The sequence below is a fragment of the Sphingomonas sp. genome (genome assembly GCF_048595155.1).
In the GTDB taxonomy this organism is placed as follows: Bacteria; Pseudomonadota; Alphaproteobacteria; order Sphingomonadales; family Sphingomonadaceae; genus Sphingomonas_I.
In genome coordinates this window covers 88,631-108,371 of the sequence record NZ_JBMDXN010000105.1, presented here as the reverse complement: position 1 = coordinate 108,371, position 19,741 = coordinate 88,631, and the positions used below count along the sequence as shown (strand labels likewise).

At 66.6% G+C, this 19,741-nt stretch carries 18 protein-coding genes; 9 read left to right on the top strand and 9 right to left on the bottom strand.

The features are described 5' to 3' along the window. Nucleotides 1-148: 148 nt before the first annotated feature. The 3 genes from glnA to ACOJSI_RS16855 all read right to left on the bottom strand — a co-directional run bounded on the left by glnA (nucleotide 149) and on the right by ACOJSI_RS16855 (nucleotide 3,485). Nucleotides 149-1,561 (bottom strand): type I glutamate--ammonia ligase, encoded by a 1,413-nt coding sequence (gene glnA / locus ACOJSI_RS16865; protein ID WP_420139471.1) that lies wholly within the window; start codon nucleotides 1,559-1,561, stop codon nucleotides 149-151. Between the two features lie 157 nt (nucleotides 1,562-1,718). Further along, nucleotides 1,719-2,057: a P-II family nitrogen regulator gene (locus ACOJSI_RS16860; protein ID WP_420139470.1), complete on the bottom strand. Its 339-nt coding sequence runs from the start codon at nucleotides 2,055-2,057 to the stop codon at nucleotides 1,719-1,721. Nucleotides 2,058-2,294: 237 nt separating this feature from the next. Continuing rightward, nucleotides 2,295-3,485 carry a phospholipase A gene (locus tag ACOJSI_RS16855; RefSeq protein ID WP_420139469.1) on the bottom strand — a complete coding sequence of 397 codons (1,191 nt, stop codon included), beginning with the start codon at nucleotides 3,483-3,485 and terminating at the stop codon, nucleotides 2,295-2,297. A 413-nt stretch (nucleotides 3,486-3,898) separates the two neighbouring features. Here ACOJSI_RS16855 and ACOJSI_RS16850 point away from each other — a divergent pair, with 413 nt between their 5' ends. Further along, nucleotides 3,899-6,529: a glycosyl hydrolase 115 family protein gene (locus tag ACOJSI_RS16850; protein WP_420139468.1), complete on the top strand. Its 2,631-nt coding sequence runs from the start codon at nucleotides 3,899-3,901 to the stop codon at nucleotides 6,527-6,529. 174 nt (nucleotides 6,530-6,703) lie between these two features. On the opposite strand, the gene ACOJSI_RS16845 is transcribed toward ACOJSI_RS16850, so the two are convergent. Together ACOJSI_RS16845 and ACOJSI_RS16840 are read right to left on the bottom strand one after the other, a co-directional pair. Then, nucleotides 6,704-7,075, bottom strand: a complete 372-nt coding sequence (locus ACOJSI_RS16845; RefSeq protein ID WP_420139467.1) for a hypothetical protein — start codon at nucleotides 7,073-7,075, stop codon at nucleotides 6,704-6,706. Next, entirely contained in the window at nucleotides 7,072-7,557 is a 486-nt protein-coding gene (locus tag ACOJSI_RS16840; protein WP_420139466.1) for a hypothetical protein, read from the bottom strand. The genes ACOJSI_RS16845 and ACOJSI_RS16840 overlap by 4 nt, the downstream gene beginning before the upstream one ends. Nucleotides 7,558-7,795: 238 nt before the next feature. On the opposite strand from ACOJSI_RS16840, the gene ACOJSI_RS16835 reads away from it, so the two are divergent. The 4 genes from ACOJSI_RS16835 (at nucleotide 7,796) to ACOJSI_RS16820 (ending at nucleotide 12,851) form a co-directional block, all read left to right on the top strand. Continuing rightward, nucleotides 7,796-8,062 (top strand): hypothetical protein, encoded by a 267-nt coding sequence (locus ACOJSI_RS16835; protein ID WP_420139465.1) that lies wholly within the window; start codon nucleotides 7,796-7,798, stop codon nucleotides 8,060-8,062. Between the two features lies 1 nt (nucleotide 8,063). Next, on the top strand, nucleotides 8,064-8,546 hold the full coding sequence (locus tag ACOJSI_RS16830) for a DUF2243 domain-containing protein (RefSeq protein WP_420139464.1): 483 nt from the start codon (nucleotides 8,064-8,066) through the stop codon (nucleotides 8,544-8,546). Nucleotides 8,547-8,625: 79 nt separating this feature from the next. Then, the gene (locus ACOJSI_RS16825) at nucleotides 8,626-9,825 is read left to right on the top strand and encodes a DUF2252 family protein (RefSeq protein ID WP_420139463.1); all 1,200 of its coding nucleotides are present in this window, start codon (nucleotides 8,626-8,628) and stop codon (nucleotides 9,823-9,825) included. Between the two features lie 416 nt (nucleotides 9,826-10,241). Next, on the top strand, nucleotides 10,242-12,851 hold the full coding sequence (locus ACOJSI_RS16820; protein WP_420139462.1) for a DEAD/DEAH box helicase family protein: 2,610 nt from the start codon (nucleotides 10,242-10,244) through the stop codon (nucleotides 12,849-12,851). A gap of 31 nt (nucleotides 12,852-12,882) precedes the next feature. Here ACOJSI_RS16820 and ACOJSI_RS16815 read toward each other — a convergent pair whose 3' ends face one another. Next, nucleotides 12,883-13,389 carry a hypothetical protein gene (locus ACOJSI_RS16815; protein WP_420139461.1) on the bottom strand — a complete coding sequence of 169 codons (507 nt, stop codon included), beginning with the start codon at nucleotides 13,387-13,389 and terminating at the stop codon, nucleotides 12,883-12,885. A 709-nt stretch (nucleotides 13,390-14,098) separates the two neighbouring features. Here ACOJSI_RS16815 and ACOJSI_RS16810 point away from each other — a divergent pair. The 3 genes from ACOJSI_RS16810 to ACOJSI_RS16800 all read left to right on the top strand — a co-directional run bounded on the left by ACOJSI_RS16810 (nucleotide 14,099) and on the right by ACOJSI_RS16800 (nucleotide 17,047). Continuing rightward, nucleotides 14,099-14,911 (top strand): hypothetical protein, encoded by an 813-nt coding sequence (locus ACOJSI_RS16810; protein WP_420139460.1) that lies wholly within the window; start codon nucleotides 14,099-14,101, stop codon nucleotides 14,909-14,911. Between the two features lie 67 nt (nucleotides 14,912-14,978). After that, on the top strand, nucleotides 14,979-16,508 hold the full coding sequence (locus tag ACOJSI_RS16805; RefSeq protein ID WP_420139459.1) for a DUF1963 domain-containing protein: 1,530 nt from the start codon (nucleotides 14,979-14,981) through the stop codon (nucleotides 16,506-16,508). Nucleotides 16,509-16,582: 74 nt separating this feature from the next. Beyond that, nucleotides 16,583-17,047, top strand: a complete 465-nt coding sequence (locus tag ACOJSI_RS16800) for a hypothetical protein (RefSeq protein WP_420139458.1) — start codon at nucleotides 16,583-16,585, stop codon at nucleotides 17,045-17,047. A gap of 59 nt (nucleotides 17,048-17,106) precedes the next feature. On the opposite strand, the gene ACOJSI_RS16795 is transcribed toward ACOJSI_RS16800, so the two are convergent. The 3 genes from ACOJSI_RS16795 to ACOJSI_RS16785 all read right to left on the bottom strand — a co-directional run bounded on the left by ACOJSI_RS16795 (nucleotide 17,107) and on the right by ACOJSI_RS16785 (nucleotide 19,047). After that, the gene (locus ACOJSI_RS16795) at nucleotides 17,107-17,850 is read right to left on the bottom strand and encodes a TorF family putative porin (RefSeq protein ID WP_420139457.1); all 744 of its coding nucleotides are present in this window, start codon (nucleotides 17,848-17,850) and stop codon (nucleotides 17,107-17,109) included. Then, nucleotides 17,847-18,296, bottom strand: coding sequence for a hypothetical protein (locus ACOJSI_RS16790; RefSeq protein ID WP_420139456.1), 450 nt, complete (start codon nucleotides 18,294-18,296; stop codon nucleotides 17,847-17,849). Before ACOJSI_RS16790 ends, ACOJSI_RS16795 begins: the two co-directional genes overlap by 4 nt. Before the next feature lie 142 nt (nucleotides 18,297-18,438). Beyond that, nucleotides 18,439-19,047, bottom strand: a complete 609-nt coding sequence (locus tag ACOJSI_RS16785) for a class I SAM-dependent methyltransferase (RefSeq protein ID WP_420139455.1) — start codon at nucleotides 19,045-19,047, stop codon at nucleotides 18,439-18,441. A 348-nt stretch (nucleotides 19,048-19,395) separates the two neighbouring features. Here ACOJSI_RS16785 and ACOJSI_RS16780 point away from each other — a divergent pair, with 348 nt between their 5' ends. Continuing rightward, the gene (locus ACOJSI_RS16780; protein ID WP_420139454.1) at nucleotides 19,396-19,722 is read left to right on the top strand and encodes a ribosomal protein L7/L12; all 327 of its coding nucleotides are present in this window, start codon (nucleotides 19,396-19,398) and stop codon (nucleotides 19,720-19,722) included. The last annotated feature ends 19 nt before the right edge of the window (nucleotides 19,723-19,741 follow it).

The following is a 19,741-nucleotide window of genomic DNA, read 5'->3' as shown; positions in this document are numbered from 1 at the left end:
CTCCGCAGTCCGCCATGCTGAACTCGTTTCACAAATTCAGGGGCACGGTGGGGAATCGGCCCACCGCCATGGCACCCGCAACATTCCGCAAAACAAAACGCCCGGGGGTTCCCCCCCGGGCGCTTCGCTGGTCCGATCGGCGAAGCGATCAGGCCGAATAATACATGTCGAATTCGACCGGCGCTGGGGTCATTTCCCAGCGGGCGACTTCCGGCCACTTCAGTTCCAGATAGGCGTCGATCTGGTCTTCGGTGAACACACCGCCCTTCAGCAGGAAGGCATGATCCGCCTTCAGGCTGTCGAGCGCTTCGCGGAGCGATGCGCACACCGTCGGCACCTGGCTCAGCTCTTCCGGCGGAAGATCATAGAGGTTCTTGTCCATGGCTTCGCCCGGGTGGATCTTGTTCTCGATCCCGTCCAGCCCCGCCATCAGCAGCGCCGCATAGCAGAGATACGGATTGGCCATCGCATCGGGGAAGCGGAACTCGACGCGCTTGGCCTTGGCGCCGGCACCGTACGGAATGCGGCACGATGCCGAACGGTTGCGCGACGAATAAGCCAGCAGCACCGGTGCTTCATAGCCCGGCACCAGCCGCTTGTAGCTGTTGGTGGTCGGGTTGGTGAAGGCGTTGAGCGCTTTGGCATGCTTGATCACGCCGCCGATGAAGAACAGGCAGGTGTCGGACAGGCCGGCGTAGCCGTTGCCGGCGAACAGCGGGTTGCCCTTGTCCCAGATCGACATGTGGGTGTGCATGCCGGAGCCGTTATCCTTGGCGATCGGCTTGGGCATGAACGTCACCGTCTTGCCGTAGGCCTGGGCCACCTGCCACACGACATACTTGTAGATCTGCATGCGATCGGCGGTCTGGACGAGCGTGCCGAAGGTCAGGCCCAGCTCATGCTGCGCGGCCGCGACCTCATGGTGATGCTTGTCGCAGGGCAGGCCCATTTCCAGCATGGTCGAAACCATCTCGCCGCGGATGTCGACGGCGCTGTCGACCGGCGCGACCGGGAAATAGCCGCCCTTGGCGCGCGGACGGTGGGCAAGGTTGCCCTGCTCATATTCCTTGCCGGTGTTGGTCGGAAGCTCGACATCGTCGATCTTGTAGTAGCTCTCGTTATAGGTCGTATCGAACTGGACATTGTCGAACATGAAGAATTCGGCTTCCGGCCCGACATAGACGGTGTCGCCGATCCCCAGCGTCTTCAGGTAGGATTCCGCGCGCTTGGCGGTCGAACGCGGATCGCGGCTATACAGATCGCCGGTCGAAGGCTCGACGATGTCGCACACCAGGATCAGCATCGGCGTGGCCGAGAAGGGATCGACCCACACCGCGTCCAGATCCGGCTTCAGGATCATGTCGCTCTCGTTGATCGCTTTCCAGCCTTCGATCGACGATCCGTCGAACATGAAGCCGTCATTCAGCTCGTCCTCGCCGACGACGCCGGCTACCATCGTCAGATGCTGCCACTTGCCCTTGGGATCGGTGAAACGAAGATCGACCCACTCGATCTCCTTTTCCTTGATCATCTTCAGAACGTCGGACGCCTTATTCGCCATTTGAAAGCCTTCCTTTGATCGTCGCCACAGCGACTTCCTTCATTCGTCACCCGGCCTGGATGCCGGGCTCTGATTCCTTTGCCCTATCGTGCGACCCCCGCCGTGCTTCGAGCGCTTCCCCTATCAGCGAGGATGACGAAGCCGCGCGCGTGTGCCCTTAGACCGCGTCGGCATCCCGCTCCCCGGTCCGGATGCGGACCGCGGTGTCGATCGTGGTGACAAAGATCTTGCCGTCGCCGATGCGCCCCGTCTGCGCGGCATTCTGGATCGCCTCGACCACGCGCTCCGCCATGGCATCGTCCACCACCACCTCAAGTTTCACCTTGGGCAGGAAATCGACGACATATTCGGCGCCGCGATACAATTCGGTATGACCCTTCTGGCGGCCAAAGCCGCGCGCCTCGGTCACCGTGATGCCGGACACGCCGACTTCGTGCAGCGCCTCCTTTACCTCATCGAGCTTGAACGGCTTGATGATCGCCTCGATCTTCTTCACGTCAACGCTCCCCGTCCCGATGGCTGTCGCTTTCAATAAGCGTGCCACATCAGCGCACGCAAGCGCGGCGCGCGATCGGGCTCGCATCGGTGAAACATTGCCTGCAAAGGCGGCAAATGCACGCCCAACTGCCTTTTTTTGCGGCAGTTTGGCCGTTGTCTTCGATGGGCACCGCTGCGGCGCCCGATCCGCGCCGATCCATCGAACGGAGTCGGGGCCGGTTTTACGGGATTCGGTTTAGCGCGTGATCCCAAGGCCCGCGCGCAGCCGCGTCTGGTGGCGGTTATAGTCCAGCAGATTCTCGCCATAGCCGACGAAGCCCTGGCCGAAGAGGTAGAGTCGGGGCGCGCCGTTGAAGAGCGTGGGAAGCGGGTAGGAGATCAGCGCCTCGGCGGCGCCCTTTCCGCTGCCGGGGTTGAGCCGGCCGCTGGCGCTGAGCTGGACGCCGTTCGGTGTGCCGATCCGCGCCGTCAGGCCGGTATGGCCGCGATAATGGGCGATATCGGGATTGTCGGACCGGCGCCCGACATAGGCCCAGAGCTGCGGCCCGAACGCGACGTCATAGTCGCCCCAGCGCGTCTTCAGCTCGGGCTCGACATAGACGATGTTGAAGCTCCGCGACGCCTCGCCCGACCTGCCGTTGGACTGATGGCGCGCCCCGAACCGGCCGCCGAACGCCCAATCGCCCGCCGAGGCAAGCTGCGGCAGGCTGTAATAGAGTTCGGGCATATAATCGACGTCGCGGAACGGCGCCGACGCGCGGCCGGTGTCCCAGAACATCCGCTGGGTATAGCCGAACATGATCCCGTCGAGCCAGGACGTGCGTTCGCCGGCGGTGCCGAACAGCTGATATTTGAAGCTGATCTGCAGCCGCGCGTCGCTGTTCGTGCCGGGGCCGTAGACCGCGTAAATGGGTTCGTAGGCGGACAGGTTGGCCAGGAAGCTGCGGTCGCCGGGTTGCTCGAGCGGACCGGCCGGGGTGGCCGGTGCCGGCGGCGCGGCGGGCGTCGCCGCGGCCAGCGCGTTTGCCTGCGGTGCCGCGGGTGCAGGCGGCGCATAGGCGATGGCAACGGCCGGCGCTTCCGGCAGCGTCAGCGTGAGCAGGCCGGTGCCGAGGCCCGGCGGCGGGCTGAGGCGATATCGGAGCCGGGCGAAGCCGGACGGGCCCAGCGCCACGCGTGCGGGCTGATCCGCCGCCCGTTCCAGCCGCACCGCCATGGGCCGGCCGGCGGTGGCGGCCAGCGTGGCGTCGATGGTGTCGGCCACCGCGATGGTTTGCGGCGCCGCCGCATCGTTGGTCACGATCAGCTCGACCGCAATCGCGCCGCTGGCCGGATCGACCTGCGTCGCGGCGACGATCGGCCGCCCGGCCGAGGCCGCGGTGGCGGCGAGCGGGCCGATCGCAAGAAGGCAGAGCAGGGGTCGCATTCCGGGCAAGCGCGCCGATCAGGCCCGGGTTCCTTCCCGCGGGGGGAACGGTATCGCCCGGCGCGCCTGTCCGTCGCTTTTTCCCGGCCTTGTGTCCCGATGGCCGCGCCGGCCCTGCACCACCTCAGTTCGGGCCGAGCGGCGCGGTCCGTGGATGCCAGCCTTCGCTGGCATGACGGATTGTGGTGAGACGGCGGTTCCTAAGTCCCGCCGTCACCCCAGCGCAGGCTGGGGTCCATCTGGCGGCTTGGCGACATCGCCGGTGGTGCAGGGCACGCATCGGACAAGCACCGGTCACCCTCTACTGCGACAGTCCTCCATCAGATCGGAGCAGAAACATGCCCCCATGCTTGCGTCATCGGCGCCCCGTTGCGAAGGGGGAGGCCTGTATTTGTTGGAGATTATCGGTGCGGATGACGGAACGAAGCACGACGCGGCGCAGCCTGTTGGCGGGTGTGGCCTGGGCCGGCATCGCGATTGCGTTCGCACCCTCGGCCTTTGCCGCGCGGGGCAAAATACCGGTGATCAACCGGCGCACCGCCTTTCCGCTGATCGCCAACGGCGTGCCGGCCGCGATCCTGGTCGATCCGCAGGCCGATAGCGCGGTGCTGCGCGTCGCCGACAGCTTCGCGACCGACCTGCAGCGCGTGAGCGGCCGCGCGGCGGCGCGCGCTGGGCGGGCCGGGGAGGCGAGCGGGCCGATCGTCATCATCGGCGTGCTGGGCGCCAGCCCGACCATCGATGGGCTGGTCGCGGCGGGCAAGATCGACGCCGCCGATATTCGCGGCGAATGGGAAGCGTTCCGCCAGATCGTGGTCGATCGCCCCTTCCCCAACGTGGCGCGCGCGCTTGTGATCGTGGGCGCGGACCGGCGCGGCGCGGTGTTCGGAACCTATGATCTGTCCGAACGAATCGGCGTATCGCCCTGGCATTGGTTTGCCGACGTGGCCGTTCGCACGCGCCGCGATGTCTGGATCCCGGCGGGGTCGCGCCGCGATCAGCCGCGCGTGCGCTATCGCGGTTTCTTCATTAATGATGAGGATCCCTGCTTCAGCGGCTGGGCCAAGAAGACGTTCGGCGGCATCAATTCGGCCATGTACGCCCATGTCTTCGAACTGCTGCTGCGGATGAAGGGCAATTATCTGTGGCCCGCCATGTGGGCGCCCAAGGCGTTTGCGGCCGACGATCCCAACAACATGATCCTGGCCGATGCGATGGGCGTCGTCATGGGCAATTCGCATCACGAGGTGATGCTGCGCGCCCAGGACGAATGGCATCGCAACACCGACAAGGGCGTGACCGGCGGCGCGTGGGATTACAGCAAGAATGCCGCCAATCTGCGGACCTTCTGGCGCGGCGGGATCGCGCGGATGATGTCCAAGGGCGGCGGCAAGTCCTACGAATCCGTCGTCACCGTCGGCATGCGCGGCGACGGCGACGAGGCGATGGCGGAGGGCACCGCCACCGACCTGCTGGAGCGGATCGTCGCCGATCAACGCCGCATCATCGCGGACGTTACCGGCAAGTCGGCCGATCAGACGCCGCAAGTGTGGGCGCTCTACAAGGAAGTTCAAGATTATTACGAACATGGCATGAAGGTGCCGGACGACGTCACCCTGCTGTTCGCCGACGACAATTGGGGGCAGATACGGCGTCTGCCCGCGCCGGGTTCGGCCCCGCGCAGCGGCGGCTACGGCGTCTATTATCATTTCGATTATGTCGGCGGTCCGCGCAACTATAAGTGGATCAACACCAACCAGATCGAAAAGGTCTGGCAGCAGATGGACCTGGCCTATCGCCGCGGCGCGCGCGCGATGTGGATCGCGAATGTCGGCGATATCAAGCCTATGGAATATCCGCTGGGCTTCTTCCTGGCGATGGCATGGAACCCGGACGCGGTGACGCCGGCGACACTGGCCGCCTACCCCGCCGCATGGGCGGATGCCACGTTCGGGCCGGAACAGGCCGATGCGATCGGCGCGATGATCACCGCCTACAGCCAATATGCCGCCCGCCGGAAACCGGAGCTCGTCGATCAGGATAGTTTCCCGCTCGGCGGCGCCACGCGCGAGGCGCTCGACGGCGGCGAGTTCGGCGACATGGTGGCGCAATGGGATGCGCTGGAGGCGGAGATGCTGCGTGTCCGCGCCCGCCTGCGTCCGGACCAGTCGGACGCCTATTTCCAGCTGCTGGAATTTCCGATCGCGGCGATGGCGAACCTCTATCGTCTCTATTACGCCGTCGCCTGGAACCGGAAGCTGGCGTCCAGCAACGATGCGCGCGCCAATTATTTCGCCGATCAGGCCGAAGCCGCCTTCCGCCGTGATGGCGAGCTGACCCGCCGATATCACGGCATTAACGGCGGCAAGTGGGACGGCATGATGGCGCAGGTCCATATGAGCTACGTCATCTGGAACGATCCCACCCAGCAGACCCTGCCCAGCATCATGCGCGTCGGCGGCGATACGCCGGAAAGCAAGCGCGGGATCGCGCCCCGCTTCCGCGCGCGCGCCGCGACGCCGCCGGGCGTGATCGCGATCGAGGCACCGAACTTCAGCCGCGCCCGTGGCGGCGCCGGCCTGCAATGGGCGGCCGTCCCCCATCTCGGTCGTACCGCCGGCGGCGTGCTTGCCTTGCCGCAGGGGCGCCCCGCGACCAGCGCTGCGGACGGCGTGCGGCTGGAATATAACGTGCGGGTGGAACAGGCCGGCCCGGCGTTGCTGACCCTGTATCTGGCGCCGACGTTGGACACGATCGGCAAGAGCGGGGTGGCGATCGGCGTGTCGATCGACGACGGTCCGGTCATGCCGCTACGCGCCGAGCTGGAGGCGACCGGCGGGCCGGAAGATACGCCCGGCAAGCGCCGCTGGGGCCAGGCGGTACGCGACAATATCGTGCAGCTTTCCGCCAATATGGGTCCGCTCGGCGCAGGCCGGCATGTCGTGAAGGTATGGCGCCTGGACGACAATGTCGTGCTGGAAAAGCTGGTGCTCAGCACGGCGGCGCTGCCCCCCACCTATCTTGGTCCGCCGGCGTCGGCGTGATCGGAAATTTGCGCCCCTCTTCACCCCAGCGAAGGCTGGGGTCCATGGCGCTTGTAGCGAGCGACGGCGGTGCGGTGATGGGGGTGGCGTGAGGCGACTTTGTCCCTCAGCCGCGGCGGACGGGCATGTGGCCCGGTCCGTGGATGCCAGCCTGCGCTGGCATGACGGGGTTGCCTAAGGCGTCGAGACGCAGCGCAGGCTGGCGGGGACGAGGCGGCCGCGCAGAGTGCGGAAGCTGAATTCGGAAGAGAAGACGTCTTCCCCGGCATTATGCGTGATGCGGACGTGGCATTGGCCTTTCGCGCATCCGCCGCTCACCCGATTGGTGCCGCTGTCCAGCGCCGCCAGGGGCGTTGCCAGGAAGTCACCCAGCTTCGGCTTGGGCACGCCCGGAATGACCCCATAGCAGGAGGACGATGGCGGGATCGGCAGGGACGAGGCCGCCAGCAGCAGGCGCAGTGCCGGCTCCGTTCCTTCGGCCGGCGGGGCCGGGGCGGCCCCCAGCAGCAGGGCTCCGGCAAGGGCGGGCAGGATCGCGCGCATCATTGCGGCACCGCATAGAAGAAGCTCACTTTGTCCATCCCTCCATAAGCGCCGCCCATGCGTTTCTTGAACGCGTCCACCGTCGGCTCGCGCCGTACCGCATGGCCACTATTGCCGAAATTATAGACGCAGCCTGAAAGGACGATGCCCACATGCTTGCGCGGCGCATTGCCCATCAGCGTGCCCGCCATGTTGTTGGTCAGCGTGACGAACATCAGCAGGCCGTCTGTATTGTCCGGCGCGTCGTCCCAATCGCCCCGCGATGGCAGCCGATTATACAGCTCGTCGCAGCGGATGGAGGCGCCGGTGTGGCGCGTCGTATATTCCATGTCGCCGCATAGCACGCCCAATTGTATGTCCAGCACGTGTGAGACGAAGTGCGCGCAATGATTTTGCTGGGGTGAGTCGAACTTGTTTCCGCAAATCTCGCCTATGCCCTTGCCGACATAGCCATCCAGGATCACCTTGGTCACCGCTCGGGCCATCAGTCGCTCCTCTTTGCCGCGGTTGTGCTTATCATCGCGGCGGGGTCAGGGATACTGTGGCGGATAGGCGGCTTATGTGATGATTCGGCGTCGCCATCTTGGCGGCGGGGCAGCCGTTACGACGAGCGCGATGACGCCATCTCCCACGCATATTACGGCCCCTAGTCGCGCCTTCCTGAAATAGGACGGCTCCTTTGCCGCGGCCGCGCGTAGACAAGATGTGAAGGATTACCGCAACTTGGCAGCCCTTGGGGCGGCGCTTAGGGCAGACCTTTATGCACGGCCCGGCGTGGGCGGTCGCTGCATCCTTCTCGCCATTGTGGTTGCTGTGCACGCACCGGCATTCGCCTGTACCCTGTGCCACAGCCCACAGTCTGCCTCGATCCGCGAACGGCTGTTGCAGCCGGATCTGTGGCTGAACCTGGGAGCGATCCTGTTTCCGATCGGGTTGCTCGTCTGGATCGTCGCGCTGGTCGCGCATGCCCCCGCCGCAAAGGATCGTTGAGATGCAAGATCGCGCCCGCCCGCTTCTTTCCGCCAGCCTGGCACTCGGCATCGGCATGGGGGGCTTCGTGGACGGCATCCTGTTCCATCAGATCCTGCAATTCCACAACATGCTGTCGGCGCGGATCCCCAACACCGATTATGTCGGCGCAAAGGTGAATATGGTGTGGGACGGCGTCTTTCACGCAGGCGTGTGGGCGATCACCGCGCTCGGTATCCTGCTGCTGTGGCAGGCGGGGCGGATGGCGCAGGCCAATCTGTCCGGACGGTTGCTGGGCGGCGGCCTTTTGATGGGCTGGGGCCTGTTCAATCTGGTCGAAGGCGTGATCGACCATCATCTGCTGCAGCTCCACCATGTCTACGAACCGCTTGGCCAATCGCCGTGGGATTATGCCTTTTTGCTGTGGGGGCTGGCGATGGTGGCGGGCGGCTGGAGGATCGCGCGGCGCGACATCCGTGGCGGCGCGGACGCACGCGAGACATAAGCAGAAAGATTCCGGCAACATAGGCGAAGCTATCCGCCGCGCCGATCGTTGAGCATCGCACGCACGGTTCGGAGAGCCCATGAAGATGCCCACTTTCGAAGAGCGTGCCGCGCTCCTCGATGCCAGCCGCACGCTCAAGATGGCGCGCTCGGCCCATGCCTATGTGCGGGGCAATACGGTCAAATTCTACGAATGGCTGGCCGCCTCGCCCGTGGCCAAGCGCCTGCCGCGCGGGCCGGAATTGTGGATCTGCGGCGATTGTCATCTCGGCAATCTCGGGCCGCTCTCCGATGGCAACGGCCATGTCGAGGTGCAGATCCGCGATCTCGATCAGGCCGTGATCGGCAATCCGGCGCATGATCTGATCCGGCTCGGCCTGTCGCTCGCCACCGCCGCGCGCGGATCGGATCTGCCGGGCGTCACCACCGCGCGCATGGTGGAAGAAATGGTCGACGGCTACGAACAGGCGCTCGCCGATCGCGCGCCGGGAGAGGCGGCGGAGGAGCCGGCGGTGGTGCGCACCGTCAAGCGGCTCGCGCTCGGCCGCAAGTGGCGCCACCTCGCCGCCGAACGGATTGGCGGGGCGGATCCCAAGATCCCGCTCGGCAAGAAATTCTGGCGGATCGAGCCCGAGGAGCGGGCGGCGCTGAAAACGCTGTTCGCCGACGAGGCGACCAAGCGGCTCATCCTCGCGCTCGATCCGCGTGATGGCGATCGGGATATACGGCTGGTCGATGCGGCCTATTGGATGAAGGGCTGCAGCTCGCTCGGCCTGCTGCGCTATGCCGCCATCATCGAGATTGCCGGCGCCAAGCGCGCCACCGAACACGCGCTGATCGACATCAAGGAAGCGACCGTGTCGGCCGCGCCCGCCGCACGCGGCGCCAGAATGCCGAAAGACCCCGCCGAACGCGTCGTCGCCGGCGCGCGTGCCTTGTCGCCGCACCTGGGCGAACGGATGATCGCCGCCAAGATGATGGGCCGATCCGTCTTCCTGCGCGAGCTGGCGCCGCAGGATCTGAAGCTGGAAGTGGAACAGTTCAGCCAGGCGGAAGCGGTCAAGGCCGCGCGCTATCTCGCCTCCGTCGTCGGCAAGGCGCATGGCCGGCAGATCGATGGTGCGGCCCGGGCGGAATGGCGCCGCCAGCTGCTCGATCATCGCGGTGCCGATATCGAAGCGCCGTCGTGGCTTTGGCAGAGCGTCGTCGATCTCTCCGGCACGCATGAATCCGGCTATCTGGAACATTGCCGCCGTTATGCGCTGCGGGCGGCCGCCTGAGACTGCCGATCACGTGACCCAAATCCGTGATGCCAGCGCAGGCTGGCATCCACGAACTCATCCCCCTGCCGCGTCGCCGGTATCGCCCGCGTGCCCTACCCCCCCCGGTTACACACCACCGCCGCCCGCGGCCCACGCCATGGACCCCAGCCTGCGCTGGGGTGACGGTGGATTTGGGATGACGGTGTACTCCCCCGTCATGCCAGCGCAGGCTGGCATCCACGGAACCGTCCGCGCGCGCATCCGCCGAGGTTGGCGGAGATGCTCGCCGCACGCGACCACCGTCACCACATCGCCGTCGCTCGTGACCAGAGTCATGGACCCCAGCCTGCGCTGGGGTGACGGCGGGAAGTAAAGCGCGGGCGGCTTGACTGGGCGCCGTCACCCCGCTCTGTGTCCGGCTGATGCTGAGCCACATGAAGTTCACGGGCGTGTGGCGCAGCTATCAGGCGCGCGTGCTCGCCGAAATGGACGTGCATCTCGCCGATGGGCGGCTGCACATCGTCGCCGCGCCCGGATCGGGCAAGACCGTGCTCGGGCTGGAGGCGATGCGGCGGATCGGCCGGCGCGCGCTGATCCTCTCTCCCAGCATCACCATCCGCGATCAGTGGCGCGAACGGCTTTTCCCGCTGTTCCTGGAAGATCGCACCGCCTGGGATGCGGACCTGTCGTGCGATCTGCACGCGCCTGCCGCGATGACGGTCACGACCTATCAGGCGCTTCACACCGCCTTTGCGGAAGGGGAAGGCCGGTTCGATACGATCATCGCGGCGCTCCAGCAGGATGGGCCGGTGACATTGATCGTGGACGAGGCGCATCATCTGCGGCGCGAATGGTGGACGGCGGTCTTCGCGCTGCGCGACCGGCTGAAGGATGCGACATTGATCGCGCTCACCGCGACGCCGCCTTACGATGCGCCCTTCGCCGAATGGACGCGCTATATGGACTTGTGCGGGCCGATCGACAGCGAGATTTCGGTGCCCGAGCTTGTGCGCAACGGCGATCTCTGCCCGCATCAGGATCATGTCTATCTCTCGCTGCCCTGCCGGGATGAACGGGCGCTGGTCACCGCGCGGCGCGATGCGATTACCCGCTTCGTGGCGGGGCTGCTGGCGGATGCCGACCTGGTCGATTGCCTCGCCGCCCATCCCTGGCTGCTCCAGCCGGACGCGCATGCGGAAGCGCTGCTCGACCAGCCGGAATTGCTCACTGCCCTGCTGATCTTCCTCCACGCCGCCGGGCGGCCGCTGCCCACCGCCGTGATCGACCTGCTGGGCGTCGGCGATGCGGATCTGCCGCCGTTGACGGCGATGTGGCTGAAACGGTTGCTGGACGGCCTCCTCAACGAACCCGCCACCAAGGCCCAGCTTGGCGGCGTGCGCGAGGCGGAGCTGCGGCGGGTGATCGGCACGCTGGGTTTGATCAGCAATGATCGGGTGACGCTGCACGAAGGCAAGGCGATCTTTACCGCCATGGCGGGCAGCGTCGCCAAGCTGGACGGCATCAGCGCGATCGTGCGCGCGGAGAGCGACGCGCTGGGCGATGCCTTGCGGCTGGTGATCCTGTCCGATCGGATCATCGCCGACGATCTGCCCAAGCGCCCCGACACGGCCTTCGTGCCCAAGAAGCTCGGCGTCGTCCCGATCTTCGAAAGCCTGCGCCGCGCGGGGCTCGCGGACGGCATGATGGCGGTCCTGACAGGCACGCTCATCATCCTGCCCGATGCCGCGATGTCGATCGTCGAGGCGGACGCCGCATCGCTCGGGATCGACCTGCAGAGCGCCGAGCGGCGCGCGCTGCCGGGATGTCCCGGTTATGTCGCGCTGGAGATTGGCGGCAGCGAAACCTATCGGCCCGTGCTGCTGCTGACCCGCCTGTTCACGCGCGGCGCGATCCGGGTGCTGATCGGCACGCAGGCTTTGCTGGGGGAGGGGTGGGACGCGCCCGCCGTCAACAGCCTGATCCTGGCAAGCAACGTCGGATCCTACATGCTGTCCAATCAGATGCGCGGCCGCGCGATCCGCGTCGATCCGGCCGCACCCGACAAGGTCGCCGCGATCTGGCATCTCGCCACGATCGTGCCCGCACGCGCCGACGATCGCTTTGTGGAGCAGAGCGACTTGGCCGTACTCGCACGCCGGTTCGATGCGTTCGAAGGCATCAGCAACGGCGATAGCCTGCGCATCGAAAACGGCATGGATCGGCTGGAGATCGATCCGTCTAATCCGGACGCCCACAATGCGGCCACAATGGCACGCGCGCGCGATCGCGCCGCCGTCGCCGCAAAATGGCAGGCGTCGCTGGGCGGGGCGACACCGCGCAGCCATGTCCGCTGCGTCGCCGATGCCACGTATGCGCCGCGACATCTTGCCTGGAAGGACACGCTGCAGGCGCTGGTGATGTCCGGCCTCAGCGGCGGCGCCTTCAGCGCGTTCGGCGTGGTGCGGCAGTTTGCCGACTTGGGGAAGATCGGCACGCTGGCGATGCTGGCCGCGGCCGCCTTCTTCCTCTCCACATTGCCCCGGCTCCTCGCTGCGTTCTGGCTGTGGCGGCGGAACGGCACGCTGGAGCGCAGCCTGACGCAGGTTGGGCGCTGCATCGTCGCGAGCCTGTGCTTCGCCCGCGCGCTCCGCCGGGATGAGGCGACCTATGCAATCATCGTCCAGCGGTCCTGGCGCGGCCATTGCGATATCACCATCGACGGGGCGACCCGCGCGGAAGAACGGCTCTTCCTCGACGCGCTCGGCGAACTGCTCGGCCCGATCCAGAATCCGCGCTACCTGCTGGTCCGGACGGGTGGGCGCTGGGGCGGCCGGCAGACCGATTTTCACGCGGTTCCGGCCCTGCTCGGCGCGCGCAAGGAGGTGGCGGACCATTTCCTCGCCCAATGGCGCCGCCGCATCGGCACCTCCCAGCTGATCTTCGCGCGGTCCGCAGAAGGCCGCCGCGCCTTGCTCCGCGCCCGCGTCCAATCCTTTGCCGCGGCGATGCAGCGCCCGTTCCAACGCCGCTCGGTCTGGATGTAGCCGGTGGGGCCGTCCCGCCCCGGCCGCTCCGTCATGGGGTAACGCCGTTCGTCGTAATGAAGATCCTGCCGCGATAGCGCGCCACGATTGATAGATTGGCGCTGTTCGCCACTGGATCTCTGAACGCGACCATGCCCAGTATCTCCAAGGATGCGTAATAAGCCAGCAGCTGTTCCCGGAAACCGTCTGTGATCAGCGTAAGGCGGCGGCTGTCATCACGCCACACCGTGAAGGCAAATTGGGTGGTCACGGCGCGCAAGCCGGCCCGTGGCGGCGGAGGCGTTCTCTCTCCCCCTTTCGGGGGGATCCCGTCGCAGGTGGTTTGTTCGACCCGGTCCCGCACCGGTCTAAAGCTTTCATCGAAGATCATGAAGCATCGCCCATCGCTGAGGCCCAGTTCCAGCGGAAAACCAGCTCCGCCAATCGCGGTGAGACGAACCCCGGGAGGCAAGTTCAATCGGTGCGCCAGAACCGTTTCGGCGTGGAGGCCACGGGCGGCTCGATAGACCTTCAGCGCGGGGAGCGAGCGCGGATCCAAGGGCGTCAATGTCGGCAATGGCTTCCCACGGTCTGCCGGCGCCGCCGCGATCAGGAAGGGCACAAGCAGCAATATCCGCATCGCAAACCTCTTCCTGTCGATCCGGCCTCTAGGTGCTCGTAAAATCGAAGCCCGCCGACCGAGCCGATTTGCTGTTGTCCGCCCAAAATCGCCAGCCCGCCAGCCTGTTTCGTCGGCCTTGTCCCCGGACCGCGGCATATACGGGCGCTTTGGGGGGAGGGGCATGTCTACTTCTCGCGGCTGGCATGTGGCGCGGTCCGTGGACCCCAGCCTGCGCTGGGGTGACGGGTCGTTCTGGGATGGCCCGTTACGATCTCCCGTCATGCCAGCGCAGGCTGGCATCCACGGACCTCTCCCGCGTCCAGGAGCCCGTGTGAGACAACCGGCTCGCCACGCCCGGCCCCGCACGGTCATGTCTCGGCAGAGCGTTCGAGTCATGGCAACCGCGTCCCCCTGCAGCTGCGGCCTCACCCCAATGATCCGGTTGCGTTGTAACGTCGATCGGATGCCCGATGGATCGATCTGGGCCTATCGGGGTTCGCCGTCTCGATGGTCTGCCCTCCTCCCGTCGCTCCAGCTTCAAGGATCGCGTCGGAGCGATGCCGTGGCGCGACGATAAGACGGTCGACGGGTTGAACGATGCGGGGTGTACGTTAGGCGATGGGGCAATGCAGGAGGTGGTACGCGGATGAGCGATCCATGCATGCCGCGCGCCCTGGCGCGGCCCTGTTCGCGGCGCACGCTGTCGCGTCTGCTCGGCGCGGTGCCTCTGCTCTCCCTGCTGTTCACCACAACCGGATGTGGAGCGACAATGTCCTCTGAGGATTATGGGCCGATCATCAGGTTCGCCGCCGATTTCTCCGGCCAGGATGCGGCGTTGGTGGATCGCGTGCGCCAGATGGCGGCCAATCCGCCGACCGACATGGAGACGATCGGCTTCTATGGCGCGGAAGACGGGACACCGCGCAACCGGCTGTTCCTCGCGACCGTGAACCAGCTGGGACATGCCAAGAAGCTGACCGAGATCGAGGATAAATATACCGCCGAGATTTTCCCGATGTGGCAGGAGCAAGGCGTTATCGATCTGAAGACGTTGCCGGCCACCGCACGCGCGGTGTTCGGGCCGTTGATGGACGAGACAACGTCGCTCGATGAAAAGGCCGCGCGCGCCTATCTGGATCTCGTCTGGACGCACTATGCGCAGGCGACGCAGGAGCTGGAGCACCACATATCCGAACGCGGCAAGGTGCTGCTGTCGGTCGACGCCACATCCGGCGACACAATGCTGTTCGCTCTGGTTGCGCCGGAGATTGCGGACCGGTGGCGCGATCGTGCGCTGAGCGAGGATGAGGGCTATCGCGCCGGCGTGCGATCGCCGATGTGGGACCGCTTCTGGGATCACCTCTGCTATTCGGCTTTCGACCGGATCGGCGCGCGCGATCGCAAGGGGCTGCCGCCCGGCACCCGCCCGCGCATCGAAGCGATCCCCTTCGCCCAATGACGCGCGCCTGACCGCCCCGACCTGATAACGACCCGAACGGACCTTCATGCCGCAACCCGCGCGATGGATGACGCGAGACTTCGTGTTCATGCCGCCTCCCGCCTTTCAGGATGTCGTGGCCCACGCGCCCGAGCGGTTCGAACTGCGCCCCTCCGCAGGGAGCGCGGGGCGATCGGCCCTGTTCGTGCTGGCGCAAGATGCGGCCGGCCGGCTCGATCTGGATGCGGACCTGGCCGCCGTAGCGACCGATCTGTTCGGAGCGCCCGTCAGCGGCGGCTGGCGCACCGAAGCGATGCAGCTGTTCGGCCGGCCAGCGCGGCGCGGCTGGGGTTCGCTCGCCAGCGCAGGATCGGAGGTCGTCGAAATGACGCTGGTGCAGGGCAAAGGCGGCCGCATCTGGGCGTTCGGCCTCCGGGCGCTGGCGGAAGATCATACGCCCGCCGCGCGTGCCTACGAACAGCTGCTGCAGGGCCTGCAGGAGCGGTCGAGCCCGGTCAGCGCCGCCCTGCTGCAATCCCAGTTTGACGGGCGCGAGCGCAAGCGCCTGGCCGGGCTGGAGGCGGTTACGGGCGTGGACGATGGCGTGCCCGGGCCGTTCGATCTGGCGTGGGACCGGCGCTATGCCGCCGCGCTGGGCGAGGACGATCATAGCGTCGTCGCGCCGCTGATGACGGAGGCGGTCGCCCTGGTGGAGGAGCCCTACGGCCCGCCGCTGCCGCTGGGTACCAGCCGCATCGGCGGTGGTCCGGATCTGCCGCCCGGCGCCTGGCCGGCAGATGGACGCGGCATGCGCCATCCGTTCCTGATGCAGATCGATCTTTCCGAGGTTGCCGCCGCCTGCGGCCCCTTATCGCCGCTACCGCCCTCCGGGCTCCTCTCCTTCTTCGTTCATGGGGATTCGCTGTCGTTGAACACGGTCTTCACGCCCCCCGGCGTGGAGCTTGTCGCGCATCCGCTGACGGAAGCGCTGCTGGACGCGTCCCACGCCGCGATCGCCGTGGCCGACAATCTGCCCCCGTCAACGCTGCCCGGACCCCTGCCGCATGAGGAGGGGGATTATGTGACGGCAGAGGTGAAGGACGATGGCACGTTGCGCTTCGCCCACAGCCCGGATCCGGCCTGGGCCTATGGCGTCCCGGGGGAGTTGTTCGACGCCCTGTCGGACGATCGCTTCGCCACGGTCGCGACCGCGCGTCTCCGCCCGGCCCGCGCCCGTTCGATCGATCTGCTGGCGGCGGAACGCCGGATCGAGAGCAGCGGCCTCGGCTCGCTCGACGATCTGCACGAGGCGCATGATGCCAGCCTACGCGCCGTGACCAGCGGCCACCCCGATCTGACGCTCCCCCAGATCCATCAAATGCTGGGCCATGCTGCCCTGGCGGACGGATGGGACGGGCGTGTCGTGGCGGCGGAACAGGCGCGCGAGCGCGGCCATGCCGATCTGGGCGATCCCGATGCCTGGATCCTGCTCGTCCGGGTCAATGCCGGCTCCGTCACCGGCCGCGAATTCTGGGACGCGCTGGACCTGACGATCATGGCGCCGCGCGCGGATGTGCCGGCGCGCCGCTGGGATCGGTGCCTGCTGCTGCCGGGCTGACGCTCCCGCCTCGACAGCCTCCTTGCATGCGCCGCACTATCGCGAAAAGATAAGCATGAACCGGAGTCGGCGATGTGAGGAAGCTGCGTCTATTCGTGATGGTCGCGCTCTTTTCGACGAACGCCATCGCCGGGGTAGGGGGATTTCCGAAGCTCTCGGGTTTTACCATCACATCGGTAAAGGTGATCAAGACCGGACAGTGGACGCCGGATCCCCGCTATCCCAAGGGTGAGCGTCCCGGGGAGGGACGGGCTGCATGCGCGGCAATCAAAGTATCGCCACGAACGATGAAATATTGGTTTTCGCAAGCCGTTCAGCTGGACCACCCATCATGGATGGAGCGCACGACATGGACGCAATGCTACAGCGAGGGCGTTCTGACCTCCCGTAACAGAAAATATTACTGGTTTTTGGATCCGGCGGGACGTGGCAACATATCGACGCAGCCGGGCCAGCGGGGAAAGGTCGTGTATCTCGCTGGTCCGTCGATTGTGGAGCCAGGCACTTTCGGGCTCGATGGTCTCGACCCCGGGGAATGATCGGCGTCCGGCATATCTGAGGGTTAATGCAGCGATCCTACATGCCTTTGCCCGTCGACCTAGAAGCTGAGGCCGACGCGTCCGACGATCTTGTCGCCCGCATGCCCGGCATCCGCGAAGGGGCCGACCGCGTCGGCGCGTGCGACGTTGGTGCCGATATAATCGACGCCGACCGTCAGGTGGTTGACGCGATGTTCCAGCCCCAGCCGCCAGTTGGTATAGTCGCCGCCCGGTCGCAGCCGTGCCGCACGATCCGCATCATCGACGCTGCCCGACGAATGGCCGATCTCCCCCAAGATGGTGAAGGGCGTGCCGGGGATGCCGGCATTGGCGCTGGCATAGGTATAGATATTGCTGCCGCCGATCGCATGCTGCGACGGTGCGGCGATCGCGCCCACGCTCGCGTAGAGCGGGCCGATGGCATAGCTGGCCGATCCGCCAAGCTCGACATAATCCATCTTGCCGCGCGCGCCGGAAAACAGATGCCCGGTCGCGGTCGCCTGCAGGCGGAAACCGCCCAGGCCCCAGCCGGTACCGAGGGAAAGATCCGCGACCCCATCGGCGCCGCCATGCCGGTCGCTGCCGCGCAGGGTGACGATCCGGGCCGATGCGTCGATGCCGACCAGCGACACGTCGCCAGCGCCCGCGACGGCCGCGCGACCCTCGCTCCAGCTCAGCCCGCGGCGGACCTCTTGCGACATCGCCTCCACCGATACGGCGGGGTTGGTTTGGGCCGATACGGGCGCGATCAGGCCGCAGGATGCGGCGCCGATCGCACCCACCCATGTCAGGGTCCGGATCATCCGGCGCGCTGCGCCCCGTGCAGCCGGTCAAGCTCGGCGCGCAGCATCTGATGATCATCCTGCGCCATCTGCTGCAGATGGTCCTGCATGGCGGCCGTCTTGCGAGCGACCTCCTTTGTGATCGCTGCCTGGTGCGTGCTGCACCAGCCCGGGCGGCTGCCGGTCAGAACAGGTGCGCTGTCCATGGTACGGCTCAGGCTCGCGCCACCGGCGGCGGTCGCCTGGCGGGCGACGACCATATGCGCCGCCCACTGGCAGCGCAGCGACGACATCTTTCCGGCAGGGGCGACCGTGCCGACCTGCTTGTGCGAAATCGCGACGTCGCCACGATAGCTGACCGCGACCGGGCCGCTATGGTGATCCACTTGGGTATGATGATCCACGCGCATGCCAAGCGCAGCGGTGGCGGCACTGAGGGCCAGCCCCGCTACCAACATATAGGCCATTTCACTCTCCTTGCGGTTTCCCGGTTCATGCCGACCGGTGGGCTGATCCTTGCAAAGGATCTCTTTCCTTAACGGCAGGGGCGCGCTTTTGGTTGCCCAATGGCTCCGGATGCAAGTGGCTGGCGCCGATGCGCCCGATTGGTCAGTCGCGCTGCCGCGCCAACCAGACGGTGCGATCGGAGGCCGGATCGTTCACGACATGATCGACCAGGTCGAACCCCGCCGCGTTCAGGCGCTCGCGATATTCGGCAGGGCCAAGGCTGCCGTGATAGAGCGGATCGCCCGCAAGGTCGCCAATCGCCGAGCCCTCCGCTCCGCCGCTGGTGAACATCAGCGGCGCGCCCGGTGCAGCATGCGCCCGGAAGCGGGCGAACATGCCACGCTGGTCTTCAGGCGACAGGTGGAAGAAACTGTCCCACGCCAGCAGCCCGGCAAAGCGCTGACCGAGCGCAAGCTGCCGCATGTCCATCCGCTGCGCCGCCACGCCCGGCAGATTGGCGCGGAACAGGGCCAGCATGGTCGCGCTGCCATCCACGCCGGTGACGTCGTAGCCGCGCTCGACCAGCATGCGCGCGATCGGCACCCCGCTGCCGCAGCCGATATCCAGGATGGTCGCGCCCGCCGGGATCAGGGCGCAGAAGCGATCGATCCAGTCATGCTCCACCGCCTGGGCGCTCCGCAGCCCGGCCCAGACGCGGCCGTGCCGTTCGTAGACGGGGAGGACGTCGTTATCGGCGGGCTCGGTCGTCACTCGGCCATCCTACACCGCAGCCGTCTCCGCGCCTATTGCTTCACGCTGGCGCTCCCACGTCTGCCCCCACGCCAGCGCGGCCTAGGGTTCATTCCGCGGTTTGGGCGACAAAGCTCGTGGCACGATGGATCCCAGCCTGCGCTGGGATGACGGGAGCGTGTGACGCCGGCGTCCCGTTTCGCCAGCAGGCGGGCCTGCTCCACCGTCACCCCAGCGAAGGCTGGGATCCATTGCGCGGCTTGGCGACGTTGCCGCTCATTCGGGCGATGATGGCAGCAGTGTCACCCCCGGGAACAACTCGTCCGCCGGAGAGCTGAAACCGGCATCGCCCTATCAGCAGGAGCCAAGATGTTCGTTCCCGTCCCGATCCTGGTGCTTGTCGGCCTCGCCTTTGTCGTGTTGATACTTCTGCTGGCGCGCGCCTCACGGCGGCCTGATCCGTTAATGGGCGCGCCGAGGGTGGGTTCGCGCAGCGACCCTCCAACGACGCGGCGGCAAATGCCGGTGATGCCGCAGGCCGCCACCGCGCCACCCGTCACGCTGCCGCCGGAGATCGAGCTGAAGGTCCGCGCGCTCGCCGCAAGCGGACGCAAGATCGAAGCGATCAAGCTGGCCCGCGATACGCTGCATCTGGGCCTGCGCGAGGCGAAGGATCTGGTCGAATCGTTTGAATGATCGGCTTGAAGGTGCGGGC